Annotated in this window: 25 protein-coding genes; 16 read left to right on the top strand and 9 right to left on the bottom strand. The window is 61.3% G+C overall.

Annotated features, from left to right (window positions below):
- The first annotated feature begins 150 nt into the window (after positions 1-150).
- Positions 151-822 (top strand): response regulator, encoded by a 672-nt coding sequence (locus tag WBK23_RS18855; RefSeq protein ID WP_424485455.1) that lies wholly within the window; start codon positions 151-153, stop codon positions 820-822.
- Positions 818-2,230, top strand: a complete 1,413-nt coding sequence (locus tag WBK23_RS18850; protein ID WP_424485479.1) for a sensor histidine kinase — start codon at positions 818-820, stop codon at positions 2,228-2,230. The genes WBK23_RS18855 and WBK23_RS18850 overlap by 5 nt, the downstream gene beginning before the upstream one ends.
- Before the next feature lies 1 nt (position 2,231).
- Here WBK23_RS18850 and WBK23_RS18845 read toward each other — a convergent pair whose 3' ends face one another.
- The 3 genes from WBK23_RS18845 to WBK23_RS18835 form a co-directional block, all read right to left on the bottom strand.
- Positions 2,232-2,993, bottom strand: coding sequence for a substrate-binding periplasmic protein (locus WBK23_RS18845; protein ID WP_424485454.1), 762 nt, complete (start codon positions 2,991-2,993; stop codon positions 2,232-2,234).
- 211 nt (positions 2,994-3,204) lie between these two features.
- Positions 3,205-4,041 carry an HDOD domain-containing protein gene (locus WBK23_RS18840; protein ID WP_424485453.1) on the bottom strand — a complete coding sequence of 279 codons (837 nt, stop codon included), beginning with the start codon at positions 4,039-4,041 and terminating at the stop codon, positions 3,205-3,207.
- A 57-nt stretch (positions 4,042-4,098) separates the two neighbouring features.
- The gene (locus tag WBK23_RS18835) at positions 4,099-5,040 is read right to left on the bottom strand and encodes a YgfZ/GcvT domain-containing protein (protein ID WP_424485452.1); all 942 of its coding nucleotides are present in this window, start codon (positions 5,038-5,040) and stop codon (positions 4,099-4,101) included.
- 314 nt (positions 5,041-5,354) lie between these two features.
- Here WBK23_RS18835 and WBK23_RS18830 point away from each other — a divergent pair, with 314 nt between their 5' ends.
- The gene (locus tag WBK23_RS18830) at positions 5,355-5,609 is read left to right on the top strand and encodes a succinate dehydrogenase assembly factor 2 (RefSeq protein ID WP_424485451.1); all 255 of its coding nucleotides are present in this window, start codon (positions 5,355-5,357) and stop codon (positions 5,607-5,609) included.
- Positions 5,593-6,045, top strand: a complete 453-nt coding sequence (locus WBK23_RS18825) for a protein YgfX (RefSeq protein ID WP_424485450.1) — start codon at positions 5,593-5,595, stop codon at positions 6,043-6,045. Before WBK23_RS18830 ends, WBK23_RS18825 begins: the two co-directional genes overlap by 17 nt.
- Here the strand turns inward: WBK23_RS18825 and nadB are convergent.
- Complete coding sequence (gene nadB / locus WBK23_RS18820) at positions 6,014-7,630, bottom strand: L-aspartate oxidase (protein ID WP_424485449.1); 1,617 nt, start codon at positions 7,628-7,630, stop codon at positions 6,014-6,016. The genes WBK23_RS18825 and nadB overlap by 32 nt on opposite strands.
- A gap of 369 nt (positions 7,631-7,999) precedes the next feature.
- On the opposite strand from nadB, the gene rpoE reads away from it, so the two are divergent.
- The 11 genes from rpoE to pdxJ all read left to right on the top strand — a co-directional run bounded on the left by rpoE (position 8,000) and on the right by pdxJ (position 18,066).
- Positions 8,000-8,581 carry an RNA polymerase sigma factor RpoE gene (gene rpoE, locus WBK23_RS18815; RefSeq protein ID WP_424485448.1) on the top strand — a complete coding sequence of 194 codons (582 nt, stop codon included), beginning with the start codon at positions 8,000-8,002 and terminating at the stop codon, positions 8,579-8,581.
- A 31-nt stretch (positions 8,582-8,612) separates the two neighbouring features.
- Positions 8,613-9,206: a sigma-E factor negative regulatory protein gene (locus WBK23_RS18810; RefSeq protein ID WP_424485447.1), complete on the top strand. Its 594-nt coding sequence runs from the start codon at positions 8,613-8,615 to the stop codon at positions 9,204-9,206.
- Positions 9,207-9,214: 8 nt separating this feature from the next.
- Positions 9,215-10,153 carry a MucB/RseB C-terminal domain-containing protein gene (locus tag WBK23_RS18805; protein ID WP_424485446.1) on the top strand — a complete coding sequence of 313 codons (939 nt, stop codon included), beginning with the start codon at positions 9,215-9,217 and terminating at the stop codon, positions 10,151-10,153.
- Between the two features lie 110 nt (positions 10,154-10,263).
- A complete protein-coding gene (locus WBK23_RS18800; protein ID WP_424485478.1) occupies positions 10,264-11,694 on the top strand; it encodes a DegQ family serine endoprotease in 1,431 nt (476 codons plus the stop codon).
- Positions 11,695-11,842: 148 nt separating this feature from the next.
- Positions 11,843-13,642 (top strand): translation elongation factor 4, encoded by a 1,800-nt coding sequence (gene lepA / locus WBK23_RS18795; protein WP_424485445.1) that lies wholly within the window; start codon positions 11,843-11,845, stop codon positions 13,640-13,642.
- A gap of 6 nt (positions 13,643-13,648) precedes the next feature.
- A complete protein-coding gene (gene lepB, locus WBK23_RS18790) occupies positions 13,649-14,503 on the top strand; it encodes a signal peptidase I (protein ID WP_424485444.1) in 855 nt (284 codons plus the stop codon).
- A gap of 104 nt (positions 14,504-14,607) precedes the next feature.
- Positions 14,608-14,985: a DUF4845 domain-containing protein gene (locus WBK23_RS18785; protein WP_424485443.1), complete on the top strand. Its 378-nt coding sequence runs from the start codon at positions 14,608-14,610 to the stop codon at positions 14,983-14,985.
- On the top strand, positions 14,982-15,671 hold the full coding sequence (rnc, locus tag WBK23_RS18780) for a ribonuclease III (RefSeq protein WP_424485442.1): 690 nt from the start codon (positions 14,982-14,984) through the stop codon (positions 15,669-15,671). The genes WBK23_RS18785 and rnc overlap by 4 nt, the downstream gene beginning before the upstream one ends.
- Positions 15,664-16,566, top strand: a complete 903-nt coding sequence (gene era / locus WBK23_RS18775) for a GTPase Era (protein WP_090252025.1) — start codon at positions 15,664-15,666, stop codon at positions 16,564-16,566. The genes rnc and era overlap by 8 nt, the downstream gene beginning before the upstream one ends.
- A 62-nt stretch (positions 16,567-16,628) precedes the next feature.
- Complete coding sequence (recO, locus tag WBK23_RS18770) at positions 16,629-17,327, top strand: DNA repair protein RecO (RefSeq protein WP_424485441.1); 699 nt, start codon at positions 16,629-16,631, stop codon at positions 17,325-17,327.
- Positions 17,320-18,066 (top strand): pyridoxine 5'-phosphate synthase, encoded by a 747-nt coding sequence (pdxJ, locus tag WBK23_RS18765; protein ID WP_424485440.1) that lies wholly within the window; start codon positions 17,320-17,322, stop codon positions 18,064-18,066. The genes recO and pdxJ overlap by 8 nt, the downstream gene beginning before the upstream one ends.
- A gap of 83 nt (positions 18,067-18,149) precedes the next feature.
- On the opposite strand, the gene cmoB is transcribed toward pdxJ, so the two are convergent.
- From cmoB to WBK23_RS18740, 5 genes are all read right to left on the bottom strand, one after another.
- The gene (cmoB, locus tag WBK23_RS18760) at positions 18,150-19,118 is read right to left on the bottom strand and encodes a tRNA 5-methoxyuridine(34)/uridine 5-oxyacetic acid(34) synthase CmoB (RefSeq protein ID WP_424485439.1); all 969 of its coding nucleotides are present in this window, start codon (positions 19,116-19,118) and stop codon (positions 18,150-18,152) included.
- Complete coding sequence (gene cmoA / locus WBK23_RS18755; protein WP_424485477.1) at positions 19,115-19,891, bottom strand: carboxy-S-adenosyl-L-methionine synthase CmoA; 777 nt, start codon at positions 19,889-19,891, stop codon at positions 19,115-19,117. Before cmoA ends, cmoB begins: the two co-directional genes overlap by 4 nt.
- Positions 19,892-19,924: 33 nt before the next feature.
- On the bottom strand, positions 19,925-20,497 hold the full coding sequence (locus WBK23_RS18750; protein ID WP_424485438.1) for a hypothetical protein: 573 nt from the start codon (positions 20,495-20,497) through the stop codon (positions 19,925-19,927).
- 75 nt (positions 20,498-20,572) lie between these two features.
- Positions 20,573-21,214, bottom strand: coding sequence for a lysoplasmalogenase (locus WBK23_RS18745; RefSeq protein WP_424485437.1), 642 nt, complete (start codon positions 21,212-21,214; stop codon positions 20,573-20,575).
- A 96-nt stretch (positions 21,215-21,310) separates the two neighbouring features.
- A complete protein-coding gene (locus tag WBK23_RS18740) occupies positions 21,311-21,706 on the bottom strand; it encodes a protease inhibitor I42 family protein (protein ID WP_424485436.1) in 396 nt (131 codons plus the stop codon).
- Positions 21,707-21,901: 195 nt separating this feature from the next.
- On the opposite strand from WBK23_RS18740, the gene WBK23_RS18735 reads away from it, so the two are divergent.
- Positions 21,902-22,654: an AraC family transcriptional regulator gene (locus tag WBK23_RS18735; protein WP_424485435.1), complete on the top strand. Its 753-nt coding sequence runs from the start codon at positions 21,902-21,904 to the stop codon at positions 22,652-22,654.
- The last annotated feature ends 101 nt before the right edge of the window (positions 22,655-22,755 follow it).

Raw genomic sequence — 22,755 nt, 5'->3', positions numbered from 1 at the left:
AGATCGGTGGATCGAGCCACCTGGAACCGATGCTATGAGGTCAAGCTTTCACCAGGCTTTCAGCTTGAAAGAAAGTTGCAGGGGCGTTCGCAGCGGTCTTTGCGCCGTTACACTGGGCGTACAAGAACAATGTTGTGGAGTGCTGTTACCGTGCGAATCCTGCTGGTCGAGGACCATCTGCCCCTGGCTGAAAGCGTGGCCCAGGCCCTACGTGGCAACGGATTGACCGTGGACATGCTGCATGACGGCGTGGCCGCCGATCTGGCTTTGAGCAGCGAGGACTATGCCCTGGCGATTCTCGATATCGGCCTGCCGCGGCTGGACGGTTTTCAGGTGCTGGCGCGCCTGCGCGAACGCGGCAACACCCTGCCGGTGCTGATGCTAACCGCGCGCAGCGAGGTCAAGGACCGGGTGCACGGGCTTAACCTGGGTGCCGACGATTACCTGGCCAAACCCTTCGAGCTTTCCGAGCTGGAGGCGCGGGTCAAGGCGCTGTTGCGCCGCACGGTGTTGGGCGGTGAACGCCAGCAGCGTTGCGGCAACCTGCTGTATGACCTGGACACCCGGCGCTTCAGCCTGGGCGATGGCGTGTTGGCCCTGACCTCGCGTGAGCAGGCGGTGCTGGAGGCGATGATCGCCCGACCGGGGCGGGTGATGAGCAAGGAACAGCTGGCCGCCCAGGTGTTTGGCCTGGACGAGGAGGCCAGCAGCGATGCCATCGAAATCTACGTGCATCGCCTGCGTAAGAAGCTCGAAGGCGGCGGGGTGAGAATCGTCACCTTCCGCGGCTTGGGCTATTTGCTGGAGGCCGTCTGTGATTGAACGCGTGCGGCCGCAAGCGGCGGAGCCTGGCAGTCTGCGCGGTCGGCTGTTGCGCCGCCTGGCGCTGCTGCTCGGTTTGATTCTGCTGGTCAGCAGCCTGAGTGCTTACTGGAGTGCGCGTCGCGCGGCCGACACCGCCTATGACCGCACCCTGCTGGCATCGGCGCGGGCGATTGCTGACGGCCTCTACAGCGCTGAGGGCAAGCTCAACGCCAATGTGCCCTATGTGGCCCTGGACACCTTCGCCTACGACAGCGCCGGGCGTATCTACTACCAGGTGCTCGATCTGCACGGCGCGCTGGTGTCCGGTTATGAAGGCTTGCCGGCTGCGCCGCCGGGTACGCGGCGCACCGAGGATTACCCGGCGCTGGCGCATTTCTATGATGGCGAGTTCCGCCAGCAGGGCGTGCGGGTGGTCAGCCTGCTGCAACCGGTCAGCGAGCCGGGGCTCAATGGCATGGCCGAGATTCGCGTGGCGGAAACCCAAGGCGCGCGTGAACGCATGGCCCGCGAGTTGCTGCTGGGCACCTTGCTGCGCATGGGTGTGCTGGCCTTGAGCGCGCTGGCGCTGGTGTGGCTGGCGGTCAGTGTGGCCTTGCGCCCGTTGGAAGCCTTGCGCCGCAGCGTGGCAGCGCGGGCCAGCGACGATCTGCAACCGCTGCCGGATGCGCAGATGCCCGGTGAATTACGGCCGCTGATCGATGCGCTGAATCAGTTCAACGAGCGCCTGCGCAATCTGTTCGAGCGCCAGTCGCAATTTATCGCCGATGCCTCCCATGAACTGCGCACGCCGCTGGCGGCGCTCAAGGCGCGGGTCGAACTGGGCCTGCGCGCGCAGGAGCCGGCGGTGTGGCGCAGCACCCTGGAGGAAGCGGCGCAAAACACCGACAAGCTGACTCATCTGGCTAATCAACTGCTCTCGCTGGCGCGTATCGAAAGTGGCGCGCGGGCGATTGCCGAAGGCGGCGCACAGCGTCTGGACCTAAGCCAACTGGCCCGTGAACTGGGCATGGCGCTGGCACCGCTGGCGCATGCACGGGGTATTGCCCTGGCTCTGGAAGCGGAGCAGTCGGTGTGGGTCAGCGGCGAGCCGACCTTGCTCAACGAGCTGCTGTGCAACCTCCTGGATAATGCCCTGGCGCATACGCCGGCCGGCGGCAATGTGATTCTGCGGGTGCTGCCGGCGGCGGTTCTGGAGGTCGAAGACGATGGCCCGGGTATTCCGCCAGACGACCACGAACGGGTGTTTGCGCGCTTCTACCGGCGCAGTAACAAGGGCTTCGGTGCCGGCCTGGGGTTGGCCATAGTCGGGGAAATCTGCCGCGCCCATCAGGCCGAAATCAGCCTGCACCAGGCCCAGCCGCAAGGTTTGCTGGTACGCGTCGAGTTCGCCAGCGCAGAAACCTGAGTCAAGGAGCGAGGCTAAGTGGCTGCTGCACTTCCAGCAGGTACTGGGCAACCTTGCCGCTGTCGCGCAGCTGCGCCAGGCCCTGGTTAAAGCGTTCGAGCAGTTCGGCGTTGCCGGCCACCTCCCGCGACAGCAGTAAATGCAGGCTGTCGGCGCGCAGCGGTTTGGGGTGAAAGCTCAGCTGGGCGCGCTCGGCGGCGCTGAAATGCTGATGCAGCATGTCGAAGCCGACCACCTTGTCCATCGGAAACAGCTCCACCCGGCCGGCCAGTAGCTGGCGAAACGCGGTTTCATCACTGGTCACCCGGTTGACCCGCAGCTGCCCAGCGCTCTCGGCCTGCTGGAAGGCTTCGCCATAGTCATAACCGCGCGTGCCGACAATGCGCCGGCCTTGCAGGTCGGCGACCTCAGCCCAGTCGAAGCTGAGACCCTTGCGGTGAAACAGGTAGTAGCCGCTTTCTACCACCGGGTCGCTAATAAAGAATTTCGCCGCGCGCTCATTGCTGCGCAGCCACACGGCGCTGCCAGCCCGCTGGCCGCGTTCGGCCAGTTGCAGCGAGCGCGCCCAGGGGTGGAATTCCCAACGGACCTCGATGCCTTGCAGGGCAAAGGCTTCGGCGACGATGCGTGACGCCACGCCATTGTGTGGCAGGTGTTCGCCCAGGTAGGGCGGCCATTCGCCGTTGGTCAGGCGCACCGGTTCCGCCACGGCGAGGCCATGGCAGAGCAGGTTGAGGAAGATGCAGAGGAGCAGTGAGCGCATGTGCCGGGTGCCGGTGGCGAGACTGTTTGCAGTCTAGTTGCAATCGGCAGTATGCGCGGGGAGGTGGGTTAGAACCTGTTTACGATCTCGCGAGCTAGAGCCAGGCAAGGCAGAAACAGCCGAGGAAGCGCAGTTTACTGGCTGTAAATGAGCATTCCGAGGCTGTTTCTAACGCCGTATGGCCGACGCGCAGCAGATCGTCAGCAGGTTCTTACTGCAGCATGCTCATGGCGGCTTCCATGGCGGCCGACAGATCTTCGTCGTCGTTCAGGTTCTGGTTAGGGTCCAGGCCGAGCTTGCGGAAGGCTGGGATCTGGCTCCAGTCCAGCTGGGTGAAGGGGTGTTCGCTGCCTGCGTAGCTTTGCAGGGTGGCGACCTGAACGATATCGACATAGTCGACCTTGGCGCTGTCGCGGGTGAAGTCCAGGTACTGGCTCGGCACCATGGCGATCAGCTCGGGGAATTCCCAGGTGCGCAGGATCTTGTCGCCGATGATCGGGTGGATCTGCTCGATCACATGGTTGAGGCTGATCGAGTCGGCCAGCAGCTCGCTGTGCTCTTCGGCGTAGGTGAGGATCGGCAGCACACCGATCTGATGCACCAGGCCGGCGAGGGTCGCCTGGTCAGGTAGCAGGCGGGTGTAGTGCTTGCACAGAACGTGGCAGATGCCGGCGATTTCCGTGCTTTTGTTCCACACTTCGCGCATTTTGCGGTCAACCACATCCGAGGTGGCCTGGAACATCTGCTCCATTGCGAGGCCGGTGGCCAGGTTGCAGGTGTAGTTGATGCCGAGGCGACCAACGGCCATCTGCAGGTCGGTGATTTCCTTGTTGGTGCGCAGCAGCGGGCTGTTCACCACCTTGATGATGCGCGCGGTCAGGGCGGCGTCGTTGCCGATCACTTTGCTCAGTTGCGGGATGCCGATATCCGGGTTCTCTGCCGCCTCGCGAACTTTCAGCGCGACCTCTGGCAGGGTCGGCAACACCAGCTCATCGCTGTCGATGGCCTGGATCAGTTCCTTTTGGACTTTCTCGGCAAGCTTGCTCATGGGCAATTCTCTTTAGGCGGTCAGGCAATAGTAAGTGTAGTAAGCGCTGTGTAGGGCTTAGCGCTGAATTTCGCGGTCTGAGTCCAGTGTATACGGCAAATCGAGCACGCTCAGCGTGCTGCCTTCGGCAGAACCCAGGTGAATAACGCCATTCAGCGCGGCTTCGTCCTGCAAGACGGCGAGCAGTTCGACGCCGGTTGCGCCGCGCGCCGCCAGTACCACTTCACCGACGCTGGAGCTGTGCGTGGGCCAAAACAGCACAGTAGCGGGCTCTGGCACCTGGTCGCCAGGCAGAGCCAGGCGGTACAGGCGGCGTTTGAGTTTGCCCAGGTACTGCATGCGCGCGACGATTTCCTGGCCGGTGTAGCAGCCTTTCTTGAAGCTGACGCCGCCCACGGCCTGCAGGTTGATCATCTGCGGAATAAACAGCTCGCGGGTGCTGCCCATGACCTGGCCGATACCGGCGCGCACCTGCGCCAATAGCCAGTCGTTGAGCGGCGCTTCAGGCAGTTGGCTGGCCAATAGCGCCTGTACGGCTACGGCCTGGCTGGCGGGCAGCCAGAGTTCGGCGCGACCATCGCTTAGGCGCAGGGCCAGCAGCTCATCGCTGCGCGCGACGCTGTCGGCGGTCTCTGCGAGCTCCAGGCCAAGGCTGCGCAGGGCATCATCGCCGCCGCTCAGGCCGATACGCAGCCAGTTCTGGCTTTCATCGCTGAGCTTGGACTTACTGAATGCTGCGTATTTCTTCAGGTCAGTCAGTTGCGCTTCCAGCAACTCGCTGGCCATCGCCAGCAAGTAACCGTCGCTTACGCTGAGGATGCGAAAGCTCGACTGCATGCGGCCCTTGGGGGTGCAGCGCGCGCCCAGGCTGGAGTGGCTGTCGCTCAGGTAGTTGAGGTTGCAGGTGACTTGGCCCTGGAGGAACTTGTTGGCGTCCGGGCCGCGTACGGCGAGGATGCCTTCGTGGCTGAGGGTGCAGAAAAACGCGGTATCGGCCATGGCTGCTTAAAAATCGCTGGATAAAAGTTAGGGGGCTCATCATAGAGCGCGGCCGGGGGGCTTGTCAGCGCTGCTGTTGCGCCTGGCGATGGGATTGCCCGGCGGATTGACGGGCGAGGTCAACAGCTGGGCGTTTCGCCGGTATACTGCGCGCCTTATTTATGGCCTGCGGCCACCCTTCGGGCCGTCGCGCGCGACGTTAAAAATGGCTGCATGCCATTTTTTATGGCCTGCCATCCATGGCGGCCACCGTTCTGGCCGTCACTACGCGACGTTAAAAATGGTTCCATACCATTTTTTCAAGGAGCATTCCCATGGTCGACTCGGTAGAACTCAATCGTCTTTTTTGGCACAGCCGACGCGGCATGCTGGAGCTGGATGTGCTGCTGGTGCCGTTCGTTCGCGAGGTGTATCCCCACCTTGACGCCGATGACCGCGAGCGCTATCGCAAGCTGCTCGAATGTGAGGACCAGGACATGTTCGGCTGGTTTATGCAGCGAGCCGAGCCGGATGACGCCGACCTCAAACGCATGGTTCGGATGATTCTGGATCGTGTCCAGCCCCAGTGAGGTGTTCGAATGCTCGTGGCGGCCTTCGCGGCAGCTGCTGGCGTTCTATGCGCTGATTCAGGGCTTGGCGCTGCTCAGCCTGGTGCTGGTGGATATTCCACTGTGGGCGCTTTTGCTCGGAATTGGTTTCTGTCTGGCCCATGCCGTTTGGGTGCTGCCGCGGCATCTGCTGCTGAGCACGCCGCAGGCGTATAGAGCATTGCGTTGTACGGCTGATGGTTGGCAGGTGGAAAGCCGGGCGCAAGGCTGGCAGGCAATTGAGTTGCATCCCGACAGCTTGGCACTACCGCTGATTGTGCTATTGCGCTTTCGCATCGCCGGGCAGCGCCGTGTGCATTCTGTGTGCATTGCCCGCGACAGCCTGGCGCGTGATCAACATCGACGCCTGCGGGTGCGACTGAAATTCAGTCGCCATAGGTGGGCGGCAGCAGAATAGTGTCTTTGGCCTCGGCCAGCAGCTCCGGGTAGTCCAGGGTGTAGTGCAGGCCGCGGCTTTCGTGGCGTTGCATGGCTGAGCGGATCATCAGTTCGGCGACCTGGGCCAGGTTGCGCAGCTCGATCAGGTCGCGGCTGACCTTGTAGTTGCTGTAGAACTCGTCGATTTCATCAAGTAGCAGACGCACCCGGTGCTCGGCGCGCTGCAGGCGCTTGTTGGTACGCACGATGCCGACGTAGTCCCACATAAAGCGCCGCAGTTCGTCCCAGTTGTGCGCAATGATCACGTCCTCGTCCGAATCGGTGACCTGGCTGGCATCCCAGCCGGGCAGCGCGGCGGGTGTTTGCACCTGCTCCAGCTTGCTGACGATATCGGCGGCTGCCGAACGGGCGTAGACGAAGCATTCCAGCAGCGAGTTGCTGGCCATGCGGTTGGCCCCGTGCAGGCCGGTAAAACTGGTTTCGCCGATGGCATACAGCCCTGGCACGTCGCTATGGCCGTTCTGGTCGACCAGCACACCGCCGCAGGTGTAGTGCGCGGCGGGTACCACCGGGATCGGCTCGCGGGTGATGTCGATGCCGAAGTCCAGGCAGCGTTCATACACGGTGGGGAAGTGCGTTTTGACGAAGTCGGCCGGCTTGTGGCTGATGTCCAGGAACACGCAGTCGATCCCCAGGCGCTTCATCTCGTGGTCGATGGCGCGGGCGACGATATCCCGTGGTGCCAGTTCGGCGCGCTCATCAAAGCGCGGCATAAAACGCTCGCCGTTGGGCAGCTTGAGCAGCGCGCCTTCACCACGCAGGGCTTCGGTGACCAGAAAGCTCTTGGCTTGCGGGTGGTACAGGCAGGTCGGGTGGAACTGGTTGAATTCCAGATTGCCGACCCGGCAACCGGCGCGCCAGGCCATTGCGATGCCGTCGCCACAGGCACCGTCGGGGTTGCTGGTGTACAGGTAAACCTTGGCCGCGCCGCCGGTGGCGAGAATCACGAAGCGCGCGCTGAAAGTGTCGACTTCGCCGCTGGCACGATTGAGTACGTACGCGCCCAGGCAGCGCTGGCCATCCAGGCCGAGCTTGCGTTCGGTGATCAGATCGACCGCGACGCGCTGCTCCAGCAACTCGATATTGGCGTGCTGTTTGGTTTGTTCCAGCAGCGTATTGAAAATCGCCGCACCGGTGGCGTCGGCCGCATGAATGATGCGCCGGTGGCTATGCCCGCCTTCGCGGGTCAGGTGGAATTCGAAACCGCCATCTTCACGGGCGGTCTGGTCGTCGCGGGTAAAGGGTACGCCCTGGTCGATCAGCCACTGGATGGCTTCGCGGCTGTGCTCGACGGTAAAGCGCACAGCGTCTTCACGGCACAGCCCGCCGCCGGCATTGAGGGTGTCTGCGACATGCGACTCGACGGTGTCGGTGTCGTCCAGCACGGCGGCTACGCCACCCTGCGCCCAGTAGGTGGAGCCATTGGACAGGTTGCCCTTGCTCAGCACCGCAATGCGCAGATGGGCCGGCAGCGTCAGGGCCAAGGTCAGGCCGGCTGCGCCGCTGCCGATGACCAGGACGTCGTGTTGGTAGTGTTGGCTCATGTCCGAATTCCGCAAAAAGCGGCCCCTAGTATATAGAGGGGGTGGGCGGCACAATAGCCGGCTTATGACCAAGCGTGTTACTCGGGAACTTTTTAAGTGTTCCGGGTTCCATAGGCGGTTGTTTAAATGGAAGTTCGCCAGGCGTTGGCGTTTTCACAATGGCCCGCGGTTTTTCACCTGACCTGCGGGTGAGCCAGATTACCCGCGCAGTATTGGAGCCCCTTTACTGCGCTATTCCGTGCAGGACTTTTAGGCGTTCTGCAGGAAGCTTGTTTGAAGGAGCGAACTTTTGCGCAATGTCCAAGTCTACTTTGGCAGACCGATGCACAGGTTGGCGTTGCGCTCCTTCGAACCTAATGAGGAGTTTTCATGCTAACCCAGGAAGATGATCAGCAACTGGTCGAGCGCGTACAGCGTGGCGACAAGCGTGCGTTTGATCTGTTGGTGCTGAAGTACCAACACAAGATTCTCGGGTTGATCGTGCGTTTCGTGCATGACACCCATGAGGCACAGGATGTGGCGCAGGAGGCCTTCGTCAAGGCCTACCGCGCATTGGGTAATTTTCGCGGCGACAGCGCGTTCTATACCTGGCTGTACCGGATCGCCATCAACACGGCGAAGAATCACCTGGTGTCGCGCGGTCGTAGGCCGCCAGACAGTGATGTGAGTGCCGAGGATGCCGAGTTCTATGACGGCGACCATGCGCTCAAGGATATCGAGTCGCCGGAGCGCGTGTTGTTGCGCGATGAGATCGAGGCGACTGTGCACCGCAGCATCGAGCAGCTGCCGGAAGATTTACGCACGGCGCTAACCTTGCGTGAATTTGATGGTCTGAGTTACGAGGACATTGCCAGCGTCATGCAGTGCCCGGTTGGCACTGTGCGTTCGCGAATTTTCCGCGCGCGTGAAGCCATTGATAGATCCCTGCAGCCGTTGTTGCAGGAAGCCTGAGACAGCGGCGTTAGCCAAGAGAGGAACCGCCATGAGTCGTGAAACCCTGCAGGAATCGCTGTCCGCGGTAATGGATAACCAAGCGGATGAATTGGAGTTAAGGCGCGTACTGGCGGCCAGTGACGATGCCGAGGTGCGTGCCACCTGGTCGCGCTATCAGCTGGCGCGAGCAGTGATGCACAAGGAGTTGCTGGAGCCGCGTCTGGATATCGCCGCCGCCGTTTCGGCTGCCTTGGCTGATGAGGCCGTTCCGGTTGCGGATAAGCCGCAGCGTGGCCCTTGGCGCGCCGTTGGCCGCCTGGCAGTTGCCGCCTCGGTCACCGTGGCGGTGCTGGCAGGTGTGCGTTTGTACAACCAGGATGACATTGCCGGTGCGCAACTGGCCCAGCAGTCGGCCCAGCCTGCGCTGGCTATGCCACAGGTCAGTGGTCCGGCGATGCTGGCGGGTTTCAACACCACGGATCAGCAGGCTACGCCGGCCGCTCGTGCGGTGGGTGAAGGCCAGCCTGGCTGGCATGAGCAACGCCTGCCGGCCTATCTGCGCCAGCATGCACAGCAAGCGGCGATGAGCGGCAGTGACGGCGCGCTGCCTTATGCGCGTGCGGCCAGTCTGGAAGGTCGTTAAGGAGGCGCATGCGCTTTATTCCTTTTAGCGTTTTGCTGCTGGGCGGCTCTCTGGCGTTGCCGGCGCTGGCTGATGATGCGCAGGCCTGGTTGCAGCGTTTGGTCGATGCCGAACGCAGCCAGAGCTTCCAGGGCGCGTTTGTCTACGAGCGCAATGGCAGCTTTTCTACCCATGGCATCTGGCATCAGGTTGAAAGCGGCGGGGCTTCGCGCGAACGCCTGCTGCAACTCGATGGCTCCGCTCAGGAAGTGCTGCGGGTCGATGGCCGTGTGCAGTGCGCCAGTGGTGCGCTGGCCGATCAATTGGTCGACAGTCAGCTGTGGCCAGCGCGTGAGCTGAATGCCGAGCAGTTGAACAAATGGTATGAGCTGCGAATGCTCGGTGATTCGCGGATTGCCGGGCGTGCAGCCAAGGTACTGGCGCTGGTGCCGCGCGATCAACACCGCTACGGCATTGAGCTGCACCTCGATCAACAAAGCGGCTTGCCGCTTAAATCCTTGCTGCTGAACGACAAGGGGCATCTGCTTGAGCGGTTCCAGTTTACCGAACTGGACACTGCTGCGCCGAGCGCGGCCGAGCTTGAGCCAAGTGCCGGCTGTACACCGGTGCGTTTGCAGGAGGCGCAAGCTGCGGCTGCCGAAACCTGGCGTTCTGATTGGTTGCCGCCGGGGTTTAGCTTGAGTTCGGTCACCCAACGCCGTAGTCCGGCTTCGAATGAGTCGGTAGCCTGCCAGGTGTATGGCGATGGCCTGGCGCGTTTTTCGGTCTTTATGGAGCCGTTGCGCGGTGCTGCAGTCGAGGATGTGCGGACTCAGCTGGGGCCGACCGTGGCGGTTTCGCGTCGCCTGAAGACCAGTGATGGCGATGTCATGGTCACTGTGGTCGGCGAGATTCCTCTGGGCACCGCCGAGCGGGTGGCTCTGTCGATGCGCGCGGCGACGCCGTAACCGTACTCGCGTTGATTCAGCTTTGCAGTCAGTGCTGTGGCGTACCTTGTGTGCTGGTATGGCGACAGCGTTTTGAGACTTTTGCTTGTTCGATGGGGAGTTGTATGTCGATACCCGGCCTGAAATCTTCTGTTGCTGCACTCTTTGCTCTGCTGTTGATGGGGCAGTCACTGGTGGCGCAGGCAAATCTGCCTGACTTCACCGAGCTGGTTGAGCAGGCGTCGCCTGCGGTCGTCAACATCAGTACCCGGCAGAAAATGCCGGATACCGCGGTAGCCGGCAGTGGCCAGCTGAATGTGCCGGACCTGGAAGGGCTGCCGCCGATGTTTCGCGAGTTCTTCGAGCGCAACATTCCGCAGATGCCACGCAACCCAGGCGGTGGTCGCCAGCGTGAAGCCCAGTCGCTGGGCTCGGGCTTTATCATTTCCGCCGATGGCTACGTGCTGACCAACAACCATGTGGTGGCCGATGCCGATGAGATCATCGTGCGCCTATCGGATCGCAGCGAGCTGGAGGCCAAGCTGATCGGGGCCGATCCGCGCAGCGATGTCGCGCTGCTCAAGGTCGAGGGCAAGGGCCTGCCGACCGTCAAACTGGGCAAGTCGGAAGATCTCAAGGTCGGTGAGTGGGTGTTGGCGATCGGCTCGCCATTCGGCTTCGATCATTCGGTGACCGCCGGTATCGTCAGCGCCAAGGGCCGTAGCCTGCCGAACGAGAGCTATGTGCCGTTTATTCAGACCGACGTGGCGATCAATCCGGGTAACTCCGGTGGTCCGCTGTTCAACCTGGCCGGCGAAGTGGTTGGCATCAATTCGCAGATTTTTACCCGCTCTGGCGGCTTTATGGGGCTGTCGTTCGCCATTCCCATGAGCGTGGCCATGGACGTGGCTGATCAGCTCAAGGCCGACGGCAAGGTCAGTCGTGGTTGGCTGGGGGTGGTGATCCAGGAGGTGAACAAGGACCTGGCCGAGTCTTTCGGCTTGGAAAAGCCCGCCGGCGCGCTGGTGGCTCAAGTGTTGGAAGAGGGGCCTGCGGCCAAAGGTGGTCTGTTGGTCGGTGATGTGATTCTCAGCCTGGATGGTCAGCCAATCATCATGTCGGCCGACTTGCCGCACCTGGTGGGAGCCCTCAAGCCGGGCAGCACGGCCGAGCTAGACGTGGTGCGGGATGGCTCGCGCAAGAAATTGCAGCTGAGCATCGGCGCGCTGCCTGAGGATGGTGATGCCTTGGCTGGCGCTGCGGTGCCGGGTGTCGAGCGCAGCAGCAACCGCTTGGGGGTCAAGGTGGTGGAATTGACCGACGAGCAGAAGAAAAGCCTCGACCTCAAGGGTGGCGTGGTGATCTCCGAGGTGCAGGATGGCCCGGCGGCGCTGATTGGCCTGCGTCCAGGTGATGTGGTTACGCATTTGAACAACCAGGCGATCGATTCGGCCAAGACCTTTACCGAGGTGGCCCAGGCGCTGCCGAAGAACCGTTCGGTGTCGATGCGTGTGCTGCGTCAAGGCCGCGCCAGCTTTATCACCTTCAAACTGGCGGACTAAAGCGCCGAGGCAGATGAAAAGGGCGACTTCGGTCGCCCTTTTGCATGGTGGCGTTCGGCAGGTTTGATGACGCGCTTAGTGGCTTTCGGGTACACTTCGCGGCTATTTTCGGCGGGCAGTCGCCTGCGACCTTTTTGAGTGTTGATCCGTGAGTGATTTGAGTCATATCCGCAATTTCTCCATCATCGCCCACATTGACCACGGCAAGTCGACCCTGGCCGACCGGTTTATCCAGATGTGTGGCGGCTTGGCCGATCGTGAAATGGAGGCCCAGGTGCTGGACTCCATGGATCTGGAGCGCGAGCGCGGGATCACCATCAAGGCGCACAGCGTTACCCTGTATTACACGGCGCGTGACGGCAAGACCTACCAGCTGAACTTTATCGATACCCCCGGGCATGTCGATTTCACCTATGAAGTCAGCCGTTCGCTGGCTGCCTGTGAAGGTGCGCTGCTGGTGGTCGATGCCGGTCAAGGCGTCGAAGCGCAGTCGGTTGCCAACTGCTACACCGCGATTGAGCAGGGCCTTGAGGTCATGCCGGTGTTGAACAAGATCGACCTGCCGCAGGCCGATCCTGACCGGGTCAAGGAAGAGATCGAGAAAATCATCGGCATCGATGCCACCGACGCCGTGACCTGCAGCGCCAAGACCGGCCTGGGCGTCGACGAAGTGCTCGAGCGCCTGGTGCAGACCATTCCGGCACCGACCGGCGATATCGAGGCACCGCTGCAAGCGTTGATCATCGACTCCTGGTTCGACAACTACCTGGGCGTGGTCTCGCTGGTGCGCGTACGTCAGGGCCGCGTGAAGAAGGGCGACAAGATTCTGGTCAAATCCACCGGCAAGGTGCACCTGGTCGACAGCGTGGGTGTGTTCAACCCCAAGCACACCGCCACCGTCGACCTCAAGGCCGGTGAAGTTGGCTTTATCATCGGCAGCATCAAGGACATTCACGGCGCGCCAGTGGGCGATACCCTGACCCTGAGCACGACGCCAGACGTCGAAGTGCTGCCCGGTTTCAAGCGTATCCAGCCGCAAGTCTATGCCGGCCTGTTCCCGGTCAGCTCCGACGACTTTGAAGATTTCCGTGATGCGTTGCAGAAGCTGACCCTGAACGACTCGTCGCTGCAATATTCGCCGGAAAGCTCCGATGCATTGGGATTCGGCTTCCGTTGTGGCTTCCTCGGCATGCTGCACATGGAGATCATTCAGGAGCGCCTGGAGCGCGAATACGACCTGGATCTGATCACCACCGCTCCGAGCGTAATCTTCGAAGTCGTGCTCAAGACCGGTGAGACGATCTACGTCGATAACCCGTCCAAGCTGCCGGATGTCTCCTCGGTCGAGGACTTCCGTGAGCCAATCGTGCAGGCCACCATCCTGGTGCCGCAGGAGCATCTGGGTAACGTCATCACCCTGTGCATCGAGAAGCGCGGCGTGCAGCGTGACATGCAGTTCCTCGGTTCTCAGGTTCAGGTTCGCTATGACCTGCCGATGAACGAAGTGGTGCTCGACTTCTTCGATCGCCTGAAATCCACCAGCCGCGGTTATGCCTCGCTGGATTACCATTTCGATCGCTACCAGTCGGCCAACCTGGTCAAGCTAGATGTGCTGATCAATGGCGACAAGGTTGATGCGCTTGCCCTGATCGTGCATAAGGACAACGCCCACTACAAAGGCCGTGCGTTGACCGAGAAGATGAAAGAGCTGATTCCACGGCAGATGTTCGACGTGGCGATCCAGGCTGCAATTGGTGGGCAGATCGTTGCGCGGACTACGGTCAAGGCGCTGCGCAAGAACGTACTGGCTAAATGCTACGGCGGTGACGTCAGCCGTAAACGCAAGCTGCTGGAAAAGCAGAAGGCCGGTAAAAAACGCATGAAGCAGGTCGGTAACGTGGAAATTCCACAGGAAGCCTTCCTCGCCGTGCTCAGGTTGGATAGTTAAGGTCCTATGTCGATCAATTTTCCGCTGTTACTGGTTATCGCCGTCGCCGTCTGTGGCGCATTGGTGTTGTTTGACCTGGTCTTCCTGGCTCCGCGCCGGCGCACGGCTATCGCGACCTACCATGATCAGGTCAGCCAGCCTGACGAGGTGGTGGTTGACCGCCTGAATAAAGAGCCTCTGCTGGTGGAGTACGGCAAATCGTTCTTCCCGGTGCTGGCGATTGTGCTGGTGCTGCGCTCGTTTCTGGTCGAGCCGTTCCAGATTCCGTCCGGCTCGATGAAGCCGACCCTGGAAGTGGGCGATTTCATCCTGGTCAACAAGTTTGCTTATGGCATTCGCCTGCCGGTGCTGGACACCAAGGTGATTGAAGTGGGTGATCCGCAACGCGGCGATGTAATGGTGTTCCGTTACCCCAGCGACCCGAATATCAACTACATCAAGCGTGTGGTGGGTTTGGCGGGCGATCGAATTGCCTACAGCAGTGACAAGCGCCTGACCATCAATGGTCAGTCGGTGGCTCAGCAGTTGATTGGCGATGAGCCTGGCAGCCTGGGCAGTGCAGTGCTCTACAACGAGAAATTGGGCGAGGTAGAGCATCAGATCCGCAAGGAAATGCAGCGCTATCGCATGGAGCCGGGCCGCGAGTGGAGGGTGCCACAAGGGCATTACTTTATGATGGGCGACAACCGCGACAACTCCAACGACAGCCGTTACTGGAATGATCCCGCCATTCCAAAACCATTGCTGGGCATGGTGCCGGACCAGAATATTGTCGGCAAAGCCTTCGCCATCTGGATGAGCTGGCCTGATCCGAAGTCGCGCAACTTGCCGAACTTTTCCCGCGTAGGTCTGATTCACTGACCCGCTGACAGATTTGCGCCGCTGTTAAATGCAGCGGCGCAGGCTATATATAGTCTTGCCTCCAGCCGTAATGGCTTTCACATAACTCGAATTTGGGGACAAATATGAAATCTGCGCATTCACAGAAGGGAATGTCGGTTGTCAGTTGGCTGATGCTGCTCAGCGTGGTGGCATTTTTTGCCAGTGCTGCTTTCAAGGTATTACCTCACTACTTTGACTATATGTCGTTGGAGAAGATTATTACGTCTGTAGAGACCGACAAGGCCGCTGATGTTCGTAGCGTTAACGATTTCTATAACCATGTTAGTAAAGGGCTGCAGGTCAACAGTATTCGTGGTTTCAATATGCAAGATGCGCTGAAACTCAAACTCGAAAACAACGAATTCCGCGCCCATTTGAAGTACGAGAAACGCGAGCCTTTGATCGAAAACATCGATCTGGTCGTGCGCTTCGATAAAGAATTCCGCGTGCGCATGCCGTGAGTGCATCGTTAGCCCGTCTCGAGCGGCAGCTCGGTTACACCTTCAAGGACCAGGAGCTGATGATCCTGGCCCTTACGCACCGCAGTTTTGCCGGGCGCAATAATGAGCGTCTGGAGTTTCTCGGTGACGCCATCCTCAACTTCGTCGCAGGCGAGGCACTGTTCCAGCGCTTTCCGTTGGCGCGTGAGGGTCAGCTGTCGCGTTTGCGTGCGCGCCTGGTCAAGGGTGAGACACTGGCGATCTTGGCTCGTGGCTTTGATCTCGGCGAGTACCTGCGCCTCGGTTCCGGCGAGTTGAAAAGCGGTGGTTTTCGTCGCGAGTCGATTCTGGCTGACGCTCTGGAAGCGCTTATCGGTGCCATCTACCTGGACACCGGTATGGATGCGGCCCGTGAGCGGGTGTTGGCCTGGCTGACTACGGAGTTGGACAGCCTGACTCTGGTCGACACCAACAAGGATCCCAAAACCCGCCTGCAGGAGTTTCTGCAGTCACGTGGCTGTGAGCTGCCGCGCTATGACGTGGCAGATATCCAGGGCGACCCGCATTGCCGGACATTCGTGGTCGAATGTCAGATCACCTTACTCAATGACAAAACCCTGGGGCAGGGTGCCAGCCGGCGTATCGCCGAGCAGGTGGCGGCCGCTGCCGCGCTGATCGCCCTGGGTGTGGAGAATGGCAATGACTGATACACCTGTTACACGCTGTGGCTATGTCGCCATCGTCGGCCGGCCCAACGTGGGCAAGTCGACGCTGCTTAACCACATCCTCGGGCAAAAGCTCGCGATCACCTCGCGCAAGCCGCAGACCACGCGGCACAATATGCTCGGGATCAAGACCGAGGGCGAGGTGCAGGCGATCTATGTCGACACCCCGGGCCTGCACAAGAACAACGAGAAAGCCCTCAACCGTTATATGAACAAGAACGCCTCGTCGGCGCTGAAGGACGTCGACGTGGTGATCTTCGTGGTTGACCGCACCCGCTGGACCGATGAAGACCAGATGGTGCTTGAGCGTATCCAGTACGTCGAAGGCCCGGTGATTCTGGCGATCAACAAGACGGATCGCATCGAAGACAAGGCCGAGCTGATGCCGCACCTGGAGTGGCTGGCCACCCAGCTGCCGAAGGCCGAGATTGTGCCGGTCTCCGCGCAGCATGGGCATAACCTCGACACCCTGGAAAAACTGGTGGGCGAGCATTTGCCGGAAGGCGTGCACTTCTTCCCGGAAGATCAGGTTACTGACCGCTCCAGCCGCTTCTTCGCCGCAGAACTGGTGCGCGAGAAGATCATGCGTCAGCTGGGGGCCGAGCTGCCTTACCAGATCACCGTGGAAATCGAGGAATTCAAGCGCGACGGGCGCATCCTGCATATCCATGCGCTGATTCTGGTCGAGCGTGATGGCCAGAAGAAAATCATCATTGGTGACAAGGGTGAGCGCATCAAGCGCATTGGCCAGGAAGCGCGCAAGGATATGGAAGTGATGTTCGACTCCAAGATCATGCTCAACCTCTGGGTCAAGGTCAAAAGTGGCTGGTCGGACGATGAGCGCGCGTTGCGCTCCCTGGGTTACGACAACATCTAGCACCGCACGGGTGCGCCCTTTCGCCCGTTTCTGCGTCCCGTCACTTCGAGTCGCCATCGGCCATGCTTGCAGACAGTCAGCCTGCCTACGTTCTGCACAGCCGCGCTTACCGCGAAAGCAGCGCGCTGGTGGATTTTCTCACCCCGCAAGGCCGTTTGCGTGCCGTGCTACGCGGCGCACGGGGTAAAGCCGGTAGTTTGGCCCGGCCGTTTATTCCGCTGGAAGCCGAGTTTCGCGGGCGTGGTGAGCTAAAGAACGTCGGCCGCCTCGACCCTGCTGGAATCCCCAATCTGCTGATGGGCGAAGCGCTGTTCAGCGGCCTTTACCTGAATGAGTTGCTGATCCGCTTGTTGCCAGCCGAAGACCCTCATCCCGCCGTTTTTGAACATTACGCCATGACTGTGCTCGCCCTGGCTGAAGGCCGTGCCTTGGAACCCTTGTTGCGCTCTTTTGAATGGCGTCTGCTGGATGAGCTGGGCTATGGTTTCGCCCTGGATTTGGACAGCGAAGGCGAGCCTATCGCCGAGGCTGGCTTATATCGACTGCAGACCGAAACCGGGCTGGTGCCCGTTGGTCATTTGCAGCCTGGCGTGTTTCAAGGCGCCGAACTGCTGGCCATGGCCGAAGCCGACTGGACGGCACCGGGTGCCCTGGCTGCCGCCAAGCGTCTGATGCGTCAGGCGCTGGCCCCCCATTTAGGCGGCAGGCCTCTGGTCAGCCGCGAACTGTTTATGACGCTCAAGGAGCCGAACCGTGACTGATGCCAATCGTATTCTGCTGGGAGTAAACATCGACCATGTGGCCACCCTGCGCCAAGCCCGTGGTACTCGCTATCCCGACCCGGTGAAGGCCGCGCTGGACGCCGAAGAGGCGGGTGCCGATGGCATTACCGTGCACCTGCGTGAGGACCGCCGGCATATCCAGGAACGCGATGTGCGCCTGCTCAAGGAGGTCATGCAAACGCGGATGAACTTCGAGATGGGCGTTACCGAGGAAATGCTCGCCTTCGCCGAAAGCATTCGTCCCGAGCACGTCTGCCTGGTACCGGAAACCCGTCAGGAGTTGACCACAGAAGGCGGTCTGGATGTCGCCGGGCAGGAGGCGCGGATTCGCGCCGCAGTGGAGCGCTTAAGCAAGATCGGCTGCGAAGTGTCGTTGTTTATTGACCCGGACGAGCAACAGATCGCCGCCTCCAAGCGCGTTGGCGCGCCTGCCATTGAGCTGCATACCGGCCGCTACGCCGATGCCCATACCCCGGAAGAAGCCGCGCGTGAGTTGGCGCGAATTCGCGACGGCGTAGCCTGCGGCCTGGCCCATGGCCTGATCGTTAATGCCGGCCACGGCCTGCATTACCACAACGTCGAGCCAGTGGCGGCGATTGCCGGGATCAACGAATTGAACATCGGCCACGCCCTGGTCGCCCACGCGCTGTTTGTCGGACTCAAGCAGGCGGTGGTGGAGATGAAGCAGCTGATTATTGCGGCGTCAGGCCGCGGCTGAGGAGACGAGACCAGCCTGTAGGATGGGTTGAGCGTAGCGATACCCATATTGCGGTGATGGGTTACGCCTGCGGCTAACCCATCCTACGGCTTGCGCGCGATCAATACCGCGCGGCTCGGTGCCGGCAGGCCTTCCACCGTGCGGCTATGGTCGGCTGGATCGAGAAACTCCGGCAGCGACTGAAAACGCATCCATTCGGTCGAGCGTTGTTCGTCCACGCTGGTGGTGCTGACATCCACGCAGCGCACATCGACGAAGCCGGCGCGGCGTAGCCACAGCTCCAGCGCCGGCACCGAGGGCAGGAACCAGACGTTGCGCATCTGCGCGTAACGGTCTTCGGGGACCAGCACCTGCTGCACATCGCCTTCGACCACCAGGGTTTCCAGCACCAGTTCGCCGTCCTTGACCAGGCAATCCTTGAGGTCGATCAGGTGATCGATAGGCGAGCGGCGGTGATACAGCACGCCCATGGAAAACACCGTGTCAAAGCCTTGCAGCTTGCCCGGTAACTCCTCGAACGCCAGCGGCAGGTGCCAGGCCGGTAGATAAGGCAGGTAGTTCTTCATCGCCAGGAACTGGCAGAGGAACAGCCAGTTGGGGTCGATGCCAACCACGCTCTCTGCGCCGGCACCGAGCATGCGCCACATGTAGTAGCCGTTGCCGCAGCCTACATCCAGCACGCGCTTGCCCTTGAGATCGAGGTAGGGTGCGACGCGTTGCCATTTCCAGTCCGAACGCCATTCGGTGTCGACATGCACGCCGAATAGATGGAAAGGGCCTTTGCGCCAGGGGATCAAACCCTGCAAGGCAGTTTTCAGCTCGTCACGGGTGGCGTCGTCGCAGGCACCGTTGAAGCTGAAGGCGTTCAGCAGTTCCAGTTGCTCGATGTCGAGCGCAGGCAAGGCCTGTACCGCGCCGTACCAGCGTTGCAGGTCACCGTGACCTATCGCTAGCTTGGCGTCGATCTGCCCCGGCAGGTCGGCCGACCAGTCTTGCAACGGGGTGCCCGCCAGTTGGGCTTGCAGGGCGTCAAGGTCGAGGCGGCTGATCATGGCAGGGCTATCAAGGAGGCGAAGTTAAGGCACTGGAACCACGGCACCACCTGGCTGAAACCGGCGGCCAGCAGGCGTTCGCGGTGCTGCTCGAGGCTGTCGGGCAACATGACTTTCTCGATGGCGCTGCGCTTCTGAGCGATTTCCAGTTCGCTGTAGCCGTTGGCCCGCTTAAAGGCGATATGCAGCTCGCTCAGTAGTTCGTGCTGTTCTGAGTCCTCGAAACGCAGCTTCTCCGAGAGAATCAGCGCGCCGCCGGGCAGCAAGGCCTGGCGAATCCTGGTCAGCAGCGCGAGGCGCTGCTCGGGCTGGATAAATTGCAGGGTGAAGTTCAGCGCCACCAGCGAGGTTGGCTGCAACTCCAGGCTGAGGATGTCGGCCTCGATCACTTCGACCGGCAGCAGCTCCTGAAACATCGAGTCCTGCGCGTGCAGGTACTCGCGGCAGCGTTCGACCATTGCGCTGGAGTTGTCCACCGCGATCACTCGGCAGTCGTCAATCTGTACATGCCGGCGCAGGGCCTGGGTCACCGCGCCGAGCGAGCTGCCGAGGTCGTATAGCACGCTGTGCGGCTGGGCGAACTGGCCGGCCAGCACGCCGATATTCTCGACAATGGTCGGGTAGCCCGGCACCGAGCGCTTGATCATGTCCGGAAAGACCCGCACCACGTCTTCGTTAAAGGCGAAGTCCGGGACCTGGGCCAGGGGTTGGGCGAAAAGACGGTCGGGCTGTTTGCTCACGTTGGCTGCGCACTGGTCGATAAAGCCGGGCATTTTAGCCAAGTACGCCGGCTAACCAAACCGCGATTACTTCAATTGATCGGAAAAGAACTCGCCCGCACCCTGCAACGGCCCCAGCGGGTTGCGTTTGACTTCTAGGCGGCGGATGTTTGGTTCGCCATTGGTGACCTTGTGCACCAGCTGATCATCCACCAGCACGAACACCGCGCGGAATGCCCAGCCTTGCAGTTCGCGCTTCTTGCGGAAATTCAGTACATCGGCCCAGAAGCTGCCAACGCGCTGGGTGTCGGTTTTGTTGAACTCGAAGGAATAACCAATGCAGCGGTCCTTGGCCTGCAAGCATTGCACCAGACCGTCGGGCAGGTAGGTGATGGGCACGTTGGGCTGCACGAACATCAGGCGGATATCGATAAACGACAGCATCTTGCCGTTGCCCTCGGCCAGCGGGTCGAAGCCCAGGGCGAACAGTTCGGAACGGCTGGTGACGCCGGGGACCACCTTGGAGTAGCGCATCTCCGCGTCCAGGTAATCCTCGAAGGGTGACTGCGCTTCGGCACGCTCACTGGGCAGTAGGCTGCTACAACCGCAGAGCCCTGCCAGTAGCAGGAAAAGGCTAAATACCCGCCCGGTGAGCGCCATGCTATTTCCCCTAAATTGTTTTTTGTCTATTTCCTATAGTCGATTTATCGCGGGTGTGCCGGCCTAAAAATAATCTTATGCACGGCGTGAGCGGTTGAAGGTCGACGCGGCGATTGCCCATTGCCCCAGCCAGTAGCTGAGCATGATGGCTACAGGGGCGGCGTCGAAGGGGGCGACGAAGCGGTTGACCCCGATCAGGCTGTCGGAGAGCACGAATAGCGCCGCGCCACCGGCGGCCAGATAGCTTGAACGGCTCGTCAGTTCAGCCCGGCCGAGGCGGGCGAGGGCGCGCCAGAGCATGGCGCTGATGGCCAGGGCGTAGCAGGCCACCGGTAGCAGCAAGGGCCCCAGGCCGGCGCTGGCGAGTACGGCGAACATGGCCCCGCCAGTCGCCGCCGCCAGCAGCAACGCCAGCCAGGCGGGTTGCTGGCAATCGCTGAAGTAGGCGCGCAAGTAGGCCAGATGGGCCAGCAGGAAAGCCCCCAGGCCGAATACAAACAGGTCACCCGGCCAGTCCAGCAGGATGTCGCCAGCGAGCGAGGCGAGTAGACCGAGGCTGATCCAGCGGCGGTACTGATCGGCCGGTGCCTGGCGCAGCCACAGCAGCATGGCGATGACCGGAATGCCTTTGCTGAGCAGGCCCAACTCGCTCAGGCCATTGATCCGTGCGTAGAGAAACACCGCAGCCCCGCACAGCCCCAGCAGCAAATAGCGCATCAGATCAATCCTCAGGTTCGAATGGCCGCACTATGGCGTGCCTGAAGCGGATTGACTAAGCCGGCGGTGCCAGTTCAGGCAGCATTTCGCGCCGTGTTAGTGGGCCTTGACCAGGCAGTCGAAGCGCTGCGCCGGAGCCACGCCGACTTCCCAGGGCCGTTCGTAGGTCAGGGCCAGGCGGCCTTCACCGGCTTGCGCAACCTGGAAGCGCCAGGTGGAAATGCCCGCGCTGCCGACCACGCCGGCGTCTTCCGGATTGGTGTAGACCTCCGGGCCAAGGCTTTGCAGCACTTGCGGGGCGCTGTCGCGCAACAGCCAGCGGAAACCGGTGGTGGGGTTGCTGGGCAGACGCAGAATAAATTGCTGGCCGGTGCTCAGCTCCAGTGGGCATTTGCTCTGCTGGTTCTGCAGCAGGGTCACGCTGGTGGGTTTTTGCGCGCAGGCACTGAGCAGGGCCAGGCTGAGAGCGAGTATCAGGCGGGGGGCATGCATGGTGAGTTCCTGGCAATGATCAAGGCTATGCCAGCATAGCGGTTCCTGATAAGCCGGGCTAACCGGGGGGCGGTGCAGTTGTTTGGGTGCAACCGCTTTGTGGCTTGAATGAGTTGGGCCACTTGTCGTGCGGGCTGCAGTTTTAGCGGCTAAAGGGGTAAAGTTGCACCTTTCTTATTCGGGGTTGCACCTTCGATGCTCGCCGCGCGCCTGATTCGTCTCGATGATCAAGCCCATGAACACACCCACGACCATCACCAGCTGGTGTTGTCGCTGGCTGGGCGCGCCGAGTTTGAGGTCAATGGCCGGGGTGGCGAGGTCTGCCGCATGCGTGCCTGCCTGGTGCCGGGCGATGCCGATCACCAGTTCGCCGGCATGGGCGACAACCGCATGCTGATCATCGACCTGAATGAGCAGGGCACCTCCGGCGAAGACCTGGCGCTGCTCACCCGCCTGTTTGAAACCCCGCGTTATCCGCAACTCGATGCCGACTTCCAGAACCTGCTGAGCTATGCCGGTGCCGAACTCGAGCGCTATGGCAGCGATCCATTACTGGCGCGGGCGCTCGGTGGCGTGCTGCTGCGGGCCTTGCACCTGCGCCTGTTCGGTGAACAGCACGCCCGGGCGCTCGGTGCGCTGAACCTGGAGCGGCTCGACCGCTACATCATCGAACACCTGGCGCGGCGCATCAGTGTTGCCGAGCTGGCCCAGGTCGCCTGCCTCAGCCCCAGCCATTTTCATGCGCAGTTCAAGGACCATGTCGGCCTGACGCCGCATCAGTACCTGCTGAAAACCCGCCTCGATCGTGCCGCGCGGCTATTGCGCGAAAGCGGACTGCCGCTGATCCGGATTGCCGAAGAGTGCGGCTTCTCCAGCCAGAGCGCCTTGACCACCGCCATGCGCCGCTATCTCGGCCTGACCCCCAAACGCTTGCGTGGGGCGCAATAGCGCCTCAGTCGGCTGTATCTGGCAGATCGTACGGACGGCAAAACGGCTTCTGCCGTAATGCTCGAAACGTGATCTTATCCACCGGGCCGACTAAGCTGTGG

It is taken from the genome of Pseudomonas sp. (assembly GCF_049653025.1).
In the GTDB taxonomy this organism is placed as follows: Bacteria; Pseudomonadota; Gammaproteobacteria; order Pseudomonadales; family Pseudomonadaceae; genus Aquipseudomonas.
Note: the sequence above shows the minus strand (reverse complement) of the source record. Positions and strands in the feature narration are given on the sequence as shown.